The following is a 15,362-nucleotide window of genomic DNA, read 5'->3' as shown; positions in this document are numbered from 1 at the left end:
AGGACACATCGTTGCCAGACTGTGACCCGAGCAGTAGGTTGCATACATTCACTGGCGGCGTGACGAGGAGTGAGCAGTGTCCGGAGACGAGTGGGACCTCATCGTGGTCGGCGCGGGCGGCGCCGGTCTCAGCGCTGCGGCGTCCGCCGCCGAGCGCGGTGGCCGTGTGCTGGTCCTCGAGGCCGAGGACGCCGTGGGCGGCTCGATGTCACTGGCCGCGGGGATGTTCACCGCGGCGGGCACGAGGGTCCAGGAGGCCCTCGGCGTGGAGGACTCCCCTGACCGCTTCTTCCAGCACTACATGGACCTCAACCAGTGGCGGCTCCAACCGGGCCTGATCCGGACCTTCTGCGAGGCGACCGCCCCGACGCTGCACTGGATGATGGACCTGGGCCTGGAGGTCCCTGCCCAGCGCTCCACGAACGCGCACATGCCGGGGTTGGGTCATGCCGGGGTCGAGGACGTCTGGAGGGGGCACACGCCAGCAGGTGAAGGGTTTGCCGTCGTCGAGCTGCTGGAGCGCACGATGCGCACGCACGGCGCCGAGCTGGCGCTCGGTGCCCGGGTGGACGGTCTGGTCGTCGAGGGCGGCCGCGTGTGCGGCGTGCGGGTCGGCGGGGAGGAGGCCAGGGCCGGGGCCGTGGTGGTCGCCTCCGGTGGCTTCGCGCACGACCGGGACCTGGTGGACCGCTACTTCCCGGCCGCCCGTGCGGCGGGTGAGCACCTGTTCGTGGTGGCCGGCGCCGGCAGCCGCGGCGACCACCTGCGCCTGGCCGAGCAGGTCGGTGCCGGCCTCACGGGTCAGGGGTGGGGCCTGCTCCTCGTCACGGCCTACCTGCAGCGTCACCACCACTGGGACTCCGGCTTCCCGCCCCTCTCCCGGATCAACGTCAACTCGACCGGCCAGCGGTTCATGGACGAGGACGTCTCCTATGCCGTGTCCGCGGGCATCCTCGCCGACCAGGAGGGGCCGTGCTGGATGGTCTTCGACGAGGCCGCCCGCCTGTCGTTGCCGGAGGGCTTCCTGGACTGGACGCCCGAGCGTGTGCACGAGGAGGCGGAGGCCGGCCGGACGCACCGCGCGGACGACCTCGCTGCGCTCGCCGCGGCGATCGGCGTGCCCGGGAGCACCTTTGTGCGCACGGTCGAGCGGTGGAACCAGACCCTGCCACACGGCCTGGACCCCGAGTTCCAGCGCCATCTCACACTCGCGGCGAAGGGCGTCGCCACACCGCTGACCGAGCTGGGGACACCACCGTTCTACGCGGCGCTGCTGGTGCCCGGCGAGCTGGTCTGCACCCACACCGGTCTGCGGATCGACTCACGCGCGCGTGTGCTCGACGTCCGTGGTGACGTGGTCGCCGGCCTGTATGCCGCGGGGGAAGCCGGAGGAGGGGTGCTGGGCAACCGCTACGTCGGCGGCGGCAACGCCATCGCGAACTCGCTCACCCTGGGGCGCATCGCCGGCCTGGACGGTCTCGAGCACGCCGGGCGGTCGGCCTGAACCGTGGTCAGGGGTCCCGTCGGACCTGTCGTGCGCGGACCAGCAGCTCACCGGACGCGTCCGCGAGCTCGTCGCTGATCACGACGTGCCGCATCAGGGACGGGGCCCCGTCGGCGTCGATGCGCACGATCATCAGGTAGGCCCGGGCGGTCTGCGTGGCGGCATCCACGTGGATGCTGTTCAGCCAGTGCCGCTGCCGGATCCCCTCCTTCTGCAGGTCGGTGTAGACGCCTTCGGCGAACCGGGTCAACGCTGCCGTGCCGACGACGGGATCACCGAACGTCGGGGAGCTGAAGCTGCCGTCGGTGGTGAACGTCGCCGCCCAGCCGCCTGCGTCACCCTCATCGATCGCGTGGCTCTGGCGGGCGTAGAGGGCGGTGACTGCTGCGGTGTCGATGACGGTCATGCGGTGGCCTCCGGAGCGTGCGGCGCGAGCGCCGCGGTGAGCTGGTCGACCGCGTCGGCGACGCGGTCGGGGAAGGGTGACCAGTCGTGGTCACTGAGGGTGACGACCCCGATCGCGGCGGGCAGGCCGGGCAGCCCCGGGACCGCGGCCACGACACCGGTCGCCCCCGGGGTCAGCTGTCCGTGGCTGATGAAGACGCCGCGCTCGCCGGCCATCGCTGCCTGGAGCGCCTCACCCAGGGCTCCCCTGTCGAGCGGGTGGCGGGTGCCCGGGCGGTAGGCGAGGTGGAAGTCGGTCGAGCGGGGCTCGACGACGCAGACCGCGACCGAGTCCGCCCCGTCCGCCACCGCCAGGTGCGCGGTGGCACGGAGGTCCTCCGCGAGCCGCTCGAGAACCGGCTGACTGGCCTCGCGCAGCGACGGATAGAAGTTCTCGGTGAGGCTGAGCACACCGAGTCCGACCGAGAGTGCACCCTCGCCCGTTCGGCGCACCAGACCGTGCTCGACCAGGGTGCCCACCAGGCGGTAGACGACCGTGCGGTTCAGTCCCAGGTCGGTGGCGACCTGGGTGGGGGTGCGCGGTTCGCTCGAGGCGGCGAGGTACTTGAGCACGTCCAGACCGCGACTGAGGGTCTGGGAGCTGTCGGCTGCCGCCATGTCAGCCCTCGGGGTGAGGAGTCCGGCGCCCGGCCCAGGTCCAGGGGTACTTGTCGTCGTCGCAGGCCAGGGCGCCCTCGCCGATCTGGAGGGTGTTCATCGTGTCGACCATGAACGCCATCTCCTTGCTCTCGTCGGCGCCGACGGAGTTGAGGTAGGCCTGGCGGGTCGGGCCGTGGGTGTAGGCCGCCGGGTGCAGCGACACCGAGGCGTTGCCGATCCCGGTGCCCTTGCGGGCGGCGGTCTCCCCGGCGTAGTAGAACATCACCTCGTCCGCGTCGACGTTGGAGTGGTAGTACGGCACCGTGATCGCCCCCTGCCCGTACTCCAGCATCCGCGGCACGAAGTTGCACACGACGAAGTTGTGGCCCTGGAGGATCTGGTAGGTCGGCGGCGGCTGCAGGATCTTGCCGGTCACCGGCGAGAAGTCGCGGTAGTTGAAGGCGTAGGGGTAGAGGTAGCCGTCCCAACCGACGACGTCGAACGGGTGGTGGTCGTAGACGACCACCGAGCCGTGCACGTCGGCACCGCTGCCGTGCTTGACGTAGACCTCGGTGTCCTGGTCGGCCACGTCGGTCGGGGCGAGCAGCGGACCGACCGGCCCGCGCATGTTGCGCTCCGTCAGGGGTGCGCCCTCCACGAACTGGCCGAACCGGGTCAGGTACTTGGCCGGGATCTCGATGTGTCCCGTGCCCTCCACGCAGTAGGCCTTCAGGGGTCCGTTCGTGTCCACGTCGACCGGCACCCAGCGGTGGATCGTCACTCGCGGGATGACCACGTTGTCGCCCTGACCCACGCGGACCGTGCCGAACACGCTCTCGATGTCGGCGACGCCGCTCTCGATGTAGATGACCTCGTCGCCGATGCCGTTGCTGTAGAGCGGCGACGTGGTGTCCGCGACGACATAGCTGATCCGCACGTCGGCGTTGCCCAGCACCAGGCGGCGGTGGCGGACCACGTCCTTGCCCTGCTCGGTGCCCGACGGGAACAGCTCGGGCAGCCGGAAGTGCCGCGGACGCAGCGAGGCGTTCGGCTGCAGGGACACGTCGCCCAGGTCCCACGTCCGCGAATCGACCAGGTTGGCCGGGATGCCCACGTGGTACAGGTGCGAGGCGGTCCCGGAGAAGCCCTCCTCGCCGATGAACTCCTCGAAGGTCTCCCGACCCTCACTCGTCTGGAACGTGACGTGCCGCGAGGCCGGGAACTCACCCATCGACCGGTAGTACATGCGCGCAACCTCTCTGTCGCCCCGATAGCGTTGCGTTCGACTATAGAACGTCGGTGTTCACATGTCGACCCCCGACGCCTACCGGTCGCGTGCTGGCTCCAGCGGTCCTCGTGCCCTACCCGGGCAGGACGTCCTCGGGTCGCGGCCGGCGGATGTCGTGGATCTCGCCGAGGCGGCCCCACTGGTGGCCGCCCAGCCGGCTGAGCGGATCCAGCTCCCGAGCCTCCACCCGGCCCGCGCGCAGCACGCGCTCGTGCACCGTGATGGCCTGCACCAGACCCAGCACCAGGACGCTGTCGCCGACGTCGACCGTGGAGTGCAGCGTGCACTCGATCGAGGCGGGGGACCCGGCGACCCGGCCGGGCCGGACCACGGCACTCGGTTCCATCGCGATGCCCAGCAGGGCGGCCTCGTCGACGGACGGGCCCACCTCGGCACTGGTCGCGTTGCACTCCTCGAGCTGGGCGGCACTGACCACGTTGACGACGAACTCGCCGGTGGCCACCACGTTGGCGAGGGTGTCCTTGCGCCCCACCGACGTGAAGGTGACCACCGGCGGGACCGCCGAGGCGACCGAGAAGAACGAGTGCGGCGCGAGGTTGCCGACCCCGTCCGTGCCCACGCTCGAGACCCACGCGATGGGTCGCGGCAGCACGATCGAGGTCAGGAACCGGTAGGCGTTGACCCCCTCCTCACCCGGCCGGTAGACAACGCGAGGGGAAGGACCGGGGCGACTGTCCGGCATACCGGCGGCCTAGAGGAACGCGGTCGGGTCGAACTCCTCGATCGGGATGACCCGCAGCCGGGGCAGCGGCGCGGTGAAGGCGCGCACGTCATACTCCAGGTCGTAGGCCTCCAGGCCCTGCTCGAGCAGTTGGGTGAACCCGCCGTTGCGGAACTCCGCGAACGCGACGACGCCGACGCGCCGCTCGGTGCCCAGCAGCGGCTCGATGTCCTCCAGGAAGTCCCCGTCGTGGCTGACCAGCATGACGTCACCGTCGCGGTCGGCCATGGCCTGCAGGGTCCGCTGGATCGCGATGTCGACGATCTTCTCGTCCGAGGGGCCGGACAGGGGCACCGGCACGTAGCCGATGGCCTTGAGGGCCTGGATGAACGACATCGGCATGCCGCTCGAGGCGTTGAGGAAGAAGAGCCCCCGCGGTGAGCCTCCCCACTTCTCGCGGGTGAACTGGAGCAGCCGGTCCCAGCGGGGCCGCTCGTAGGACTCGGGACGACGTCCCAGGATCGAGGTGCCCAGGGTCGCGTCGATGTTCTCTCCGTCCACGAGCAGGTATGCCGTGGGCTGGGTGTGGTCGTCCACGTTGCCTCTTTCTGTGCCTTATTCGTAAACGAACTTTTGGGGGCCTGGGTAGATCCAGGACAGACCGTCGCGGAGCCGGTCGCGCCAGTTCTCCCAGCTGTGCCCGTCCCGTGCCTCGACGTACCGCACGGTACTCCCTGTGCTCTCCCACACCGGCACCATCGAGCGGTTCGGCACGATCAGCGGCTCGTAGACTCCGCACGACACGAAGAGCCGGTCAGCGATCTTGCGTGGCCGGGCGCGGTAGCGGTTCATGAACTTCACGACGGGGTCGAAGGCGGGCCCGCCCCCGTGGTCGTTGCCGATGTCGGTGAAGACGAACGAGCCGGACTGCAGCAGCAGCGAGCCGAACAGCTCGGGGTTGCGGAACGCCACGCTCATCGAGGCGACGGCACCGAAGCTGGCACCCATCAGGGCCCGCCCGTCCGGCCGTCGCATCACCGGGTAGTGCTCCTCCAGGTGCGGGACGAGCTCGGCGACCAGGTGCCGGGCGTGCGGCGCGTAGTTGGCGTACTCGCGGGTCCGGTCACCGGGGTTGGCGAAGACCACGATCGTCTCGGCCATGTCCAGGTGGTGGATCAGGTTGTCCAGGACGGTCTTCATCGAGGCGTAGTTGAGGTAGTCGTCGCCGTCGTGCACGACGAGCAGGGGGTAGGTGCTGCTCCGGCGGAACCGTGCCGGCAGGTAGAGCCGGTGGGTGGTCTCCCGCCTGAGCGCCTTGGATGGCAGGTGCAGGTCGTGCAGCTCGCCCGGGCGGGCCTCCGGGTCGTGCTGGGTCCACTCCGGGGTCTGGTAGCCGACGGCCTGGCACACCGAGGACGACCCCACCGGGCTGTGGGCGACGAGGGGGTTGAGCGGGTCGTTCCCCTGCACGGTGTGGCCGTCACGGGTCAGCTCGAGCTGGTACTCCACCCGCGAGCCGAACGGCAGCTCGATGATGACGTACCAGAGGCTGGTGCCCTCGACGCGGCGCAGCGGCACCCGCTGCGGCTGGTTGACGATGCGGTGCAGCAGGTGCACCTCGTCGGCGTGCCCGCGGAAGAGGAAGGTGCACTTGGCACCCTCGATGATCGGCACCTGGCGGCCCCGCAGGAAGGCGTCGACGGCCGCCTCGTCCCGGTGCTCCTGCTCCCGGAACTGGTTGATCGCCAGCCGGCGGCGGGTCGTCCCGCGCATCGGCTGCGCCGGGAGTGACACGCTCACCGGACCCGCTCCAGCAGCGTCGGCGTGCCGTCGTCGGCGAGCACCGGTGCGTCGTCGGGCAGCCCCGAACCGGGCGGTATGTCGACTCTCGCCCGCTCGTCGAGCAACAGGCACCGCGCGGGCGAGAAGCGTCGGGCCAGGACCCCCATCCGGAACAGGTTGCTCACCTCCAGGCGCTCGCGCGCCGCGGGCAGCGCGACCGTGTCGCGCACCAGACCGAGCCCGGAGGTGAAGACCTCGCTGACCGAGGGCCCGTGCGCGGCCCGGTCGTGGAAGAGCACGACGCGGTCGGTGAGGGCCATGGCACCGGCACCCCAGGCGACGATCGGCACCCGCAGCTGCGGCGCGATGTTGAACAGGTGCAGGGCGCCCACCAGCACCCCGACGTGGCCACCGGGGACGAGGACGACCTCGACGTCGGCCAGCTCGGAGCTGATCTGCTGGCGCAGCACCTCGACGGGGCGGCGCTCGTGCGGGGGCCACCGGCCCCAGAAGTCGGCGTGCACCTCGTTGACCCGCTCCAGGTGTCGTTGGTCGATCTGGCGCATGATCTGCTCGGCGTCCGCGAGCGCGAGCTGCTGGACCTCCGGCGAGCGGGGCACGCGGTCGCGCATGGTGCGCAGTGCCGAGATGACGTGGTCCAGCGCGATGACATAGAGGTCCTGCATCTCCTCGAGGACCATCCGTCGCTGCCGGTCGGCCGCGTCGAACTCGGGGTCGGCGTCCCAGACCTCCTGCATCCGGTGCCACAGGCGCAGGTTGAGGGCGTTGCCGCCGGTGAGGCTGACGAGCAGCTCGTCCTCGGGCTCCCGCTCCTGCCAGCCGGCGTTGATGATGGCCGTCCGCGCACCGTGCAGCCGCAGGGACCTGAGCACCGCGTCGACGCGCGGCGTGCGCTGGGGACCCAGCAGGGTGATCGACGCGTGAGGGGTCCCGGGCCGGTCCTCAGCCCGCATGGACCTGGACGACCTGGCCCACGTTGTCCAGCATGGAGCGCAGCACGTCGTAGTCCGGGTGCCGCATCCGGATGTAGGCGTTGGCCATGTAGCCGGCCTCGACCGGCTGGGTCGGGGTGCCGGGCTGGGGCAGGTGGGCGTCGATGATCCAGCGGCCGAGCCGGTTCTCGACGTCCTCCAGGCCGGAGTAGCCGGTGATCGTGCCGTCGCGGTCGGGGCGCAGCGCGATGATCGCTGCGGAGTGGCTGCGGCTGGGCCGGGCGAACACCTGCCCGTGCACGATCGCGTCGGCCCAGGCGCGGTAGGTGTCCATGTCGTTGGCCGCGGAGTAGAGGTCGTAGCACCCCACGCCCGGTGGCCGGGCACCGATCTCGCTGAACTTCAGGCCCTTGGGCCCGTGGAACCACTCCATGTGGGTGGCCGACGTGCCGATCCCGAGGGCGGTGATGACCTTCTGGCCCATCTCGCGGATCTCGTCGTAGAGGCCACCGCCCTCGATCCGGTTGGTGGTCACGTAGACCGGCGAGATCCAGCGGGTCCGCATCGCCTCGAGCACGCCGGGGAAGTAGTGGCAGGCGAAGTCGACCTGGGGCCTGCCGTCGACGCAGATCGTGTCGTAGAAGCCCTCGTGGCCCTCGATGAACTCTTCCACGGCGATCGACGTGGTGCCCGGTCCGAACCGCGCCAGCGCAGCCTCCAGCTGCGAGTCGTCCTCGACCTTGCTGGTGCCCGCCGCTCCCGCGCCATCACGCGGCTTGAGGATCAGCGGGTAACCCACGCGCTCGGCGAAGTCCCGCACCTCGTCGAGGCTGGACGCGGCGGTCGAGGCGGCGGTCGGCACCCCGACACGGCGCAGCGCCTCCTTCATCGACGGCTTGTCACGGCACAACCAGGTGGTGTGCACGGAGGTGCCCGGGATGCCGGTCGCCTCCCGCACCTGGGCCGCCGGCATCGTGTGGGCCTCGATCGTCGCCTCGAGCCGGTCGACCCAGACCATGCCCTGCAGCCTGCGGACGACCTCCGTCATCGCCTCCACGTCGGTGACCGAGCCGACCTGCTCGTAGTGCTTCATCCAGGACTTCAGCTCGTCGTCGAGGTACTCCGCCGGTGTCTCCCCGACCCCGAGCACGTTGGCTCCTGCCTCGGCCAGGGCCCGCACGAACTCGCGTTGGTTGCGTGGGAAGTGCGGCTCCACGAAGACGATGTTCACGGGTCGAGCCTGCCACAGATCGGAGTCCCACGGCAGTCTCACTGTGAACGGGCTATTTCTGCGAAACCCTTGACAGGGGGTTGTGACAGGGCGCACACTCCTCAGTCATATGAGAACGATCTCACAACAGAGAGGCATCATGACCCAACGCCAGCCCGTCCGCCCGCTCGGGAGCCTGCCCGAGCGTTTTCGCGAGAAGATCGACGCGGCCGCGACACCAGAGCTCGAACGCCAGGTCACCGACTTCGTCGACAAGGCGCTCAAGCCCACCACGCGAGCGATCTACCTCGTCGGGTGTGGCGGCTCGCTCTTCATGTTCGGCGCGATGCGCTACCTCCTCGAGCGGTCGCCCATCCCGTATGTCGCCCTGAACGCCGACGAGTTCATGCACCGCAACCCGGCCGCCCTCGGCGCGGACTCGATCGTGATCGCGAGCAGCACCAACGGCGGGACCAAGGAGACCGCGCGTGCGGTCAGGTTCGCCAGGGATGCCGGTGCCCCCGTCCTGCTCGTCACCACGGATCCCGAGAGCATCGTGGCGCAGGAGGCCGATGACATCGTCCTGCACGAGGGGGTCGAGGCAAAACAGATCCTGCAGGGCCTCATCGCGTACGTGCTCCTCAAGGCGCAGGACGCGGCGGACGACTACGACGACGCGATCGAGGCGTTCCGCGGCGCAGCCAGAGCCTTCGAGACCTCGGTGCAGGAGCTGAACGATCACCTCCGCGACATCGCGGCAGCGTGTGTGGACGAGCCGGTGGTGTACGTGCTCGGGTCGGGTCCGATCCAGGGGGCGGCGGAGACGTTCGCCGCGTGCTACCTGCAGGAGATGCAGGTGAAACACGCCGTGGCGACCGGCTCCGGGGAGTTCCTGCACGGGGCCTTCGAGGTGGTCGACGGGAACGTGCCGACCATCCTGTTCCTCGGCGACGACGCCACCCGCCCGATGGGGGAACGCACGCTCCGGTTCCTGGAGACCTACAACCACCGCAACTACGTCATCGACGTCGCCGCGCTGAGCCTCCCCGGCGTTCCCGACTCCTACCGCGGGATCATCGGCGCCTTCGTCATGGCCAGCTGTGTGACGGCGCGGCTCGCGCAGCACTTCGAGGCCTTCTCCGGTCGTGCGCTGACCGACCGCCGCTACATGTGGCGGGTCGAGTACTGATGAGGCTCGTGGCTGTCGGCGACAACATCACGGACTGCTACCCGGCCGCAGGTCAGATGTTCCCGGGCGGCAACTGCGTGAACGTCGCTGTGCATGCCGCCCGGACGGGCGCCAAGAGCTCCTACATCGGTGCGATCGGGCGCGATGAGCGCGGTGCACAGCTGCGCGACGCACTCGACGCCGAGGGCGTCGACGCCACACGCTTGCGTGTTCTCGACGGACCCACCGGTTACGCGACGGTCCTGCACCGTGATGGCGAGCGCAGCTTCGGCGCCTACGACCGAGGGGTTGCGCCCTTCGCCCTCGACGATGCCGACCTCGACTTCATTGCTGAGCACGACGTCGCGCACTCCAGCTACGCGGCGGGGCTGGATCAGCAGCTGGCTGACATCGCCGACCGGGTGCCACTGTCCTTCGACTTCGACGCGCACGCCGGCGACGACTATGCACGGCTCGTCATCCCGCACGTCACCTACGCCTTCTTCTCTGCCTCGCACCTGACGGTGCCGGCCACCGAGGACCTCCTCCACTGGGCGTGCGACGAGTCCGGCGTCCGGGTGGCACTGGCGACCCGGGGTTCGGCGGGCGCGATGCTGTACGACGGGGACGATCTCGTGGTGCAGCCGGCGATACCGGTCGACACCGTCGACACGCTCGGGGCCGGAGACGCGTACATCGCCAACGTCCTGGCTGGTCTCTGGGCCGACCTGCCCACGGCTGAGACGCTGCGGCGCGCGGCCGAGGAGGCGGCCTCCGTCTGTACCAGGCTCGGCGCCTTCGGTTATCCGTTGGCGCTCTCGGGGACTCGACCGCAACAACTCACCACACCCCTGAAGGAATGACATGATCCGCACCACTGTGAGCCGTGTACGCACGTCCACCGTTCTGCTCGCCGCCTGCGCCACGTTCGCCGTGGCCGGATGCTCCAACGAGGAGACCCCCAGCGCGGAGGCCCATCCAACCCCGGATGTCTCCAAGGGCGAGGAGGTCGCGCAGCTCGTGCCTGACGAGTTCCGGGAAGCGGGCGTCGAGGTTGCCGTGTTCGGTGACTGGGCACCTGAGGAGTACGTCGAGAACGGTGAGGTGAAGGGGTGGAGCGTCGACCTCGCCAAGGCGATCTCGGCGAGAATGGGCGTTGAGTTCACCTACCACCCCTCCAGTTTCGACGCGATCATCCCGGGCCTGACCAATGAGCGCTATGACCTCGCCGTCGCCTCGCTCGGCGTCACCCCGGAGCGCCTGAAGTCGCTCGACTTCGTTCCGCTCCAGAAGGAGGGGACGGCGTTCGGCTGGAAGGCAGGCACCGACCAGGACATCACCGAGTTGGCAGATGCGTGCGGCAAGTCCGTGGCCGTCCTGACGGGTGCCTGGGAGTACGAGTACCTCACCGAGGCGAACCCGAAGGAGTGCTCGGACAGTCCGATGGACATCCAGCAGTTCAAGGACCAGCCATCGGCCGAGCTCGCCGTCACGTCGGGCCGGGTCGAGCTGGTCGCCGCAGGCTCCGGCAAGTTGCGTTACGCGGCCAGTCAGACCGGCCAGCTTGATGTCTCGGACCTGCTCATCAACGCGGTCTACAACGGACTCGGAGTGCCGCAGGGCAGCGAGCTCGGACCGGCTGTCGAGGCTGCGTTGCAGTCGTTGATCGACGACGGGACGTATCTGGAGATCCGTGAGGAGTGGGGCGTCTCGAGCCCCGGCGACCTGAACGAGGCCGTGCTCATCACCGAAGACAACCCCACGGGCTGAGAACGTCCAGGAGGAGGCCAACATGACTGTGATCAGTCGTCGGACGGCAGGGGACTCCCTGGTATTCCGTAGTGCAGAGGGCGTGCGGCCGGTGGCGCGCCGTCACCCCTGGTGGTGGATCGGCGGCGCGGTCCTCGTGCTGCTCATCGCCTCGTTCATCCATCTCCTCGTCACCAACGAGAACATGAGGTGGTCCGTCGTCGCGAGCTACCTGTTTGACACCGAGATCCTGTCGGGCCTGCTCACCACGATCGAGCTGACCGTGCTCGCGATGGTGATCGGCCTGGTGCTCGGCGTCGTGATCGCCATCATGCGCCTGTCAGCGAACCCGTTGTTCCGCACCGTGAGCTGGCTGTGGCTGTGGTTCTTCCGGGGGGTGCCGCCCCTGGTGCAGCTGGTGTTCTGGTTCAACCTCGCGACGCTCATCCCGGTCCTGTCGATCGGCATCCCCTTCGGCCCGACATTTGCGTCCTGGGACACCAACACCGTCATCACCTCCTTCTCGGCTGCGATCCTGGGCCTGGCCCTGACCGAGAGTGCGTACGCCGCAGAAATGATCCGTGCCGGGATCCAGGCCGTCTCGAAGGGTCAGACGGAGGCGGGCCTCGTGGTGGGGATGTCGCAGTCGCAGGTGCTGCGCCGCATCGTCCTGCCGCAGGCACTGCGGATTGTCATACCTCCGATCGGTAATGATCTGATCTCGATGCTGAAGTTCACGTCACTGGTCAGTGTGCTGGCGACACCGGACCTCTTGTACAGCGCGCAGATGATCTACTCGCGGAACTACCAGACGATTCCTCTGCTGCTGGTGGCAACGATCTGGTATCTCGTGCTCTGCACGCTACTCACCCTCGGTCAGCAGCAGCTGGAGCGCCGGCTGAAGGCGAAGCGGACCACGGGGACGGCAGTTCCGACGACCAAGCGGCTGCGCTTCGTGCCGATGGGAAGGGCGTGAGGACATGGAGACCATGACGCAACCGCACAGGCAGGCGACCGAGACCCCCGTCATGCCCCTGCTGCGGGTCGACAAGGTGAACAAGCACTTCGGGCACAACCACGTGCTCCGCGACGTCTCACTCGACGTGTACTGCGGGCAGGTGCAGTGTGTGATCGGGCCATCAGGCTCGGGCAAGAGCACCCTGCTGCGCTGTATCAACTGGCTCGAGGTGCCAGACGGTGGCTATGTCTATCTGGACGGTCAGCCGGTGGGATACCGGTGGAAGGGCGATGCGCTGCACGAGATGAAGCCGGCGCAGCTCGCGGTGCAGCGACGCCGGATGGGGATGGTGTTCCAGGGTTTCCACCTGTTTCCCCACAAGCAGGTGATCGAAAACGTCACCGAGGGGCCGATCGTGGTCAACGGGACCGACCGCGACCAGGCGCGCGAGGAGGCTATGGCGCTGCTGGCGAAGGTGGGTCTTGCGGAGAAGGCGGAGGCCTACCCCGAGCAACTCTCCGGGGGGCAGCAGCAACGGGTCGCGATCGCGCGCTCGCTGGCGATGAAGCCGGACCTGATGCTGTTCGACGAGCCGACGTCCGCGCTGGATCCGGAGCTGGTGGGTGATGTGCTCGACGTGATGCGTGACCTCGCGACGGACGGCATGACGATGGTCGTCGTGACGCACGAGATGGCCTTCGCGCGCGAGGTGGCCGACCAGGTGGTGTTCATGGACGAAGGTTGTTGCGTCGAGTCCGGCACGCCGGAAGAGCTCTTCGGTTCTCCAGCGGAGCAGCGCACGCGTTCCTTCCTGGCCCGGGTGCAGTGACGTGAGCGTGCGCGTGCTGAGCGACGCCGTCCTGCGAACGCTGCTGAGCGGCCACGACGTGGTCGACGCGGCCGATCGAGCCTTCCGGCTGGCCGTCGAGCCGGGTCGCGTACGCGCGGGGCAGACGCACTATGCGACCTTTGCTGACGATGCCTTTGCGTTCGTGCACAGTGCGGTCGCCGATGGTGCGACGGGTGTGGTGTTCAAGACCGGCACACAGGTTCCGGGCAACCGTGACACCGGGCTGCCGACCGTGCACGCAACCGTCTCGGTGCACGACGCCGGGACCGGTGAGACCAGGGCACTGCTGAACGGCAACACCATCACCACGCTGCGCACCTCTGCGGGACTGGTGTCGGCGACGCGTGCGCTCGCGGGCGACACCAGCACCGTCGGCGTCCTGGGGTCGGGTGTGCAGGCGACGGAGTTCCTGTTGCTCGCCAGTGAGGTGTTGGACGTCGAACGGTTTGTGATCTGGAGCCCACGTCTCGACGAGGGCGGGCCCGGGCACCTGGACCCGCGGTTGGCGGACCTGCCGGTCGAGATCGCCGATTCGCCACGCGCGCTGTGTGAGAGCAGTCGTGTGATCGCCACCTGCACCCTGAGCCGAGACCCCGTCGTGCCAGGGGAATGGGTGCACGCGGGCACGACCATCGTGACCATGGGCTCGTACGAGCCCGACCGCCGCGAGATCGACGTGGCCTGCTCGGGGCGTGCCGACGTCACGGCCGTGGATCTGCCAGAGCGCGCACTCGGGGGCACGGGCCCGGTCATGGAGGCGGTCCGCGCCGGCGTGCTCGCAGAGCAGGACGTGGTCGCGCTGGGAGACGTGCTCAGCGGTGCCCGTGCCGGGCGAACCGACGAGGCGCAGGTGGTGGTGTTCCACAGCAACGGCCTCGGCATCCAGGACGCGACACTGGCCTCGTGCGCCTACGACCTGGCCTGCGCACGGAAGGTCGGCAGCATTGTCGACCTATAGGCTTGCTTCTCATTGCGTGAGCGGGGTTTCAGATGTCGAGCGAGGCTGAGGGAGTCAGGCGCTCCAAGAGGTCGCAGCCAACGATCAACGACGTCGCGGCGCGCGCGGGGGTCTCGCGGGCTACGGTGTCGCGCGTACTCGGCGGATACGGCTACGCCAGCGAAGAGGTGCGCGAGAGGGTTCTCGGCGCGGCCAGTGACCTCGGTTACGAGGCGGACCGCATCGCACGAACGATGCGCAGCGGGCGATCGGACACCATCGGCTTCGTGTGCGCTGACATCTCCGACCCGTTCTTCTCCAACGCGATGCGCGGCATCTGCGACGTCGCCCTGGACAAGGGCTCCCAGGTGATCGTGATCAACACCGACGACCAGCTCACGCAGGAGCAGGCGGCAACGAAGGTGCTGGCGGCGCACAAGGTCGACGGCATCATCATCACGCCGGTCTCGGTGCGCCAGCACGACCACATCGTCGTTGCCGTCGACGACGGCCTTCCCGTGGTGTCTCTCGATCGACACCTGAGCAACGCCGGCGTCGACAGCATCGTCGCGGACAATGAGCACGCGACCGTCGATGCGGTCAACCACCTCATCGGGCGCGGACACCGCCGGATCGGATTCCTCTCGTCTGCGCAGCCGGAGGAGCCACCGGTGCTGCGGATCGGTGCGCAGCGGGCGAGTGTCAGCGGTCCCTCGCGGCCGTCCCTCGACCGCGTGCGCGGGTACCTGCGGGCGATGACGACAGCGGGCCTCCCGATCGCGCGCGAGCTGATCTCGTTCGTCCCGCAGGACGAGCCGGAGTCACGGGCACCTGCCGTGGTGGAGATGCTCGAGCTCCCTGATCGGCCGACCGCGCTGTTCACGGCTGACAGCTACCTGACCAAGAGCACGTTCGCGGTCCTGTCTGAGCGCGGGATCGCTGTGCCAGGCGAGGTGTCCTTGCTGGGCTTTGACGACCTGGAGTGGACGACCCTGGTCCGCCCGCGTGTCTCGGTCGTCGTGCAGTCCTCCTACGAGATGGGCCGTGCTGCCGCCGACCGACTCTTCGCGCAGCTCGGCAACGGCCACCCCGCGGCACCTTCGGGGACGCGCACGGTGGTCCCGACCACGTTCCTCGACCGCGAGAGCGTCGGCGCCTGCCCGACGCGCTGACGGGCCTTCCACCCCAGGCGAGGATGCAGGTCGCCCCAGCCGACACCGGCCAGAGAGCACTAGAG

General features: G+C 69.0%; 16 protein-coding genes. 8 read left to right on the top strand and 8 right to left on the bottom strand.

The features are described from left to right. Nucleotides 1-76 precede the first annotated feature (76 nt). The gene (locus DA085_RS09270) at nt 77-1,504 is read left to right on the top strand and encodes an FAD-dependent oxidoreductase (RefSeq protein ID WP_109472684.1); all 1,428 of its coding nucleotides are present in this window, start codon (nt 77-79) and stop codon (nt 1,502-1,504) included. Nucleotides 1,505-1,511: 7 nt separating this feature from the next. Here DA085_RS09270 and DA085_RS09265 read toward each other — a convergent pair whose 3' ends face one another. The 8 genes from DA085_RS09265 to DA085_RS09230 all read right to left on the bottom strand — a co-directional run bounded on the left by DA085_RS09265 (nt 1,512) and on the right by DA085_RS09230 (nt 8,484). Next, nucleotides 1,512-1,910, bottom strand: coding sequence for a nuclear transport factor 2 family protein (locus tag DA085_RS09265; RefSeq protein WP_109472683.1), 399 nt, complete (start codon nt 1,908-1,910; stop codon nt 1,512-1,514). Next, complete coding sequence (locus tag DA085_RS09260; RefSeq protein WP_109472682.1) at nt 1,907-2,566, bottom strand: IclR family transcriptional regulator; 660 nt, start codon at nt 2,564-2,566, stop codon at nt 1,907-1,909. The genes DA085_RS09265 and DA085_RS09260 overlap by 4 nt, the downstream gene beginning before the upstream one ends. Nucleotide 2,567: 1 nt before the next feature. Beyond that, nucleotides 2,568-3,794, bottom strand: coding sequence for a homogentisate 1,2-dioxygenase (locus DA085_RS09255; RefSeq protein WP_109472681.1), 1,227 nt, complete (start codon nt 3,792-3,794; stop codon nt 2,568-2,570). A gap of 115 nt (nt 3,795-3,909) precedes the next feature. Next, nucleotides 3,910-4,539, bottom strand: coding sequence for a flavin reductase family protein (locus DA085_RS09250; RefSeq protein ID WP_109472680.1), 630 nt, complete (start codon nt 4,537-4,539; stop codon nt 3,910-3,912). Nucleotides 4,540-4,548: 9 nt separating this feature from the next. After that, nucleotides 4,549-5,115: an NYN domain-containing protein gene (locus DA085_RS09245; protein WP_109472679.1), complete on the bottom strand. Its 567-nt coding sequence runs from the start codon at nt 5,113-5,115 to the stop codon at nt 4,549-4,551. An 18-nt stretch (nt 5,116-5,133) separates the two neighbouring features. Then, nucleotides 5,134-6,318, bottom strand: coding sequence for an alpha/beta hydrolase (locus DA085_RS09240; protein WP_237565411.1), 1,185 nt, complete (start codon nt 6,316-6,318; stop codon nt 5,134-5,136). Further along, nucleotides 6,315-7,274 carry a hypothetical protein gene (locus tag DA085_RS09235; protein WP_109472678.1) on the bottom strand — a complete coding sequence of 320 codons (960 nt, stop codon included), beginning with the start codon at nt 7,272-7,274 and terminating at the stop codon, nt 6,315-6,317. The genes DA085_RS09240 and DA085_RS09235 overlap by 4 nt, the downstream gene beginning before the upstream one ends. Further along, entirely contained in the window at nt 7,264-8,484 is a 1,221-nt protein-coding gene (locus tag DA085_RS09230; protein WP_109472677.1) for an ATP-grasp domain-containing protein, read from the bottom strand. Before DA085_RS09230 ends, DA085_RS09235 begins: the two co-directional genes overlap by 11 nt. A gap of 139 nt (nt 8,485-8,623) precedes the next feature. On the opposite strand from DA085_RS09230, the gene DA085_RS09225 reads away from it, so the two are divergent. From DA085_RS09225 to DA085_RS09195, 7 genes are read left to right on the top strand one after another with little or no spacing between them, the layout of a single operon-like run. Further along, the gene (locus DA085_RS09225; protein WP_161958463.1) at nt 8,624-9,652 is read left to right on the top strand and encodes an SIS domain-containing protein; all 1,029 of its coding nucleotides are present in this window, start codon (nt 8,624-8,626) and stop codon (nt 9,650-9,652) included. Further along, on the top strand, nt 9,652-10,494 hold the full coding sequence (locus tag DA085_RS09220) for a PfkB family carbohydrate kinase (protein WP_109472675.1): 843 nt from the start codon (nt 9,652-9,654) through the stop codon (nt 10,492-10,494). The genes DA085_RS09225 and DA085_RS09220 overlap by 1 nt, the downstream gene beginning before the upstream one ends. 1 nt (nt 10,495) lies before the next feature. Next, complete coding sequence (locus tag DA085_RS09215) at nt 10,496-11,401, top strand: transporter substrate-binding domain-containing protein (RefSeq protein ID WP_109472674.1); 906 nt, start codon at nt 10,496-10,498, stop codon at nt 11,399-11,401. Nucleotides 11,402-11,423: 22 nt separating this feature from the next. After that, a complete protein-coding gene (locus DA085_RS09210; protein ID WP_109472673.1) occupies nt 11,424-12,356 on the top strand; it encodes an amino acid ABC transporter permease in 933 nt (310 codons plus the stop codon). Between the two features lie 4 nt (nt 12,357-12,360). Beyond that, nucleotides 12,361-13,167 carry an amino acid ABC transporter ATP-binding protein gene (locus DA085_RS09205; RefSeq protein WP_337189772.1) on the top strand — a complete coding sequence of 269 codons (807 nt, stop codon included), beginning with the start codon at nt 12,361-12,363 and terminating at the stop codon, nt 13,165-13,167. 1 nt (nt 13,168) lies between these two features. Next, the gene (locus DA085_RS09200; RefSeq protein WP_109472672.1) at nt 13,169-14,146 is read left to right on the top strand and encodes an ornithine cyclodeaminase family protein; all 978 of its coding nucleotides are present in this window, start codon (nt 13,169-13,171) and stop codon (nt 14,144-14,146) included. A gap of 32 nt (nt 14,147-14,178) precedes the next feature. Continuing rightward, a complete protein-coding gene (locus DA085_RS09195; protein WP_109472671.1) occupies nt 14,179-15,297 on the top strand; it encodes a LacI family DNA-binding transcriptional regulator in 1,119 nt (372 codons plus the stop codon). The last annotated feature ends 65 nt before the right edge of the window (nt 15,298-15,362 follow it).

The sequence above is a fragment of the Ornithinimicrobium cavernae genome (assembly GCF_003121625.1).
Lineage (GTDB): Bacteria > Actinomycetota > Actinomycetes > Actinomycetales > Dermatophilaceae > Ornithinicoccus > Ornithinicoccus cavernae.
This window is presented reverse-complemented; position numbering and strand designations above follow the sequence as displayed.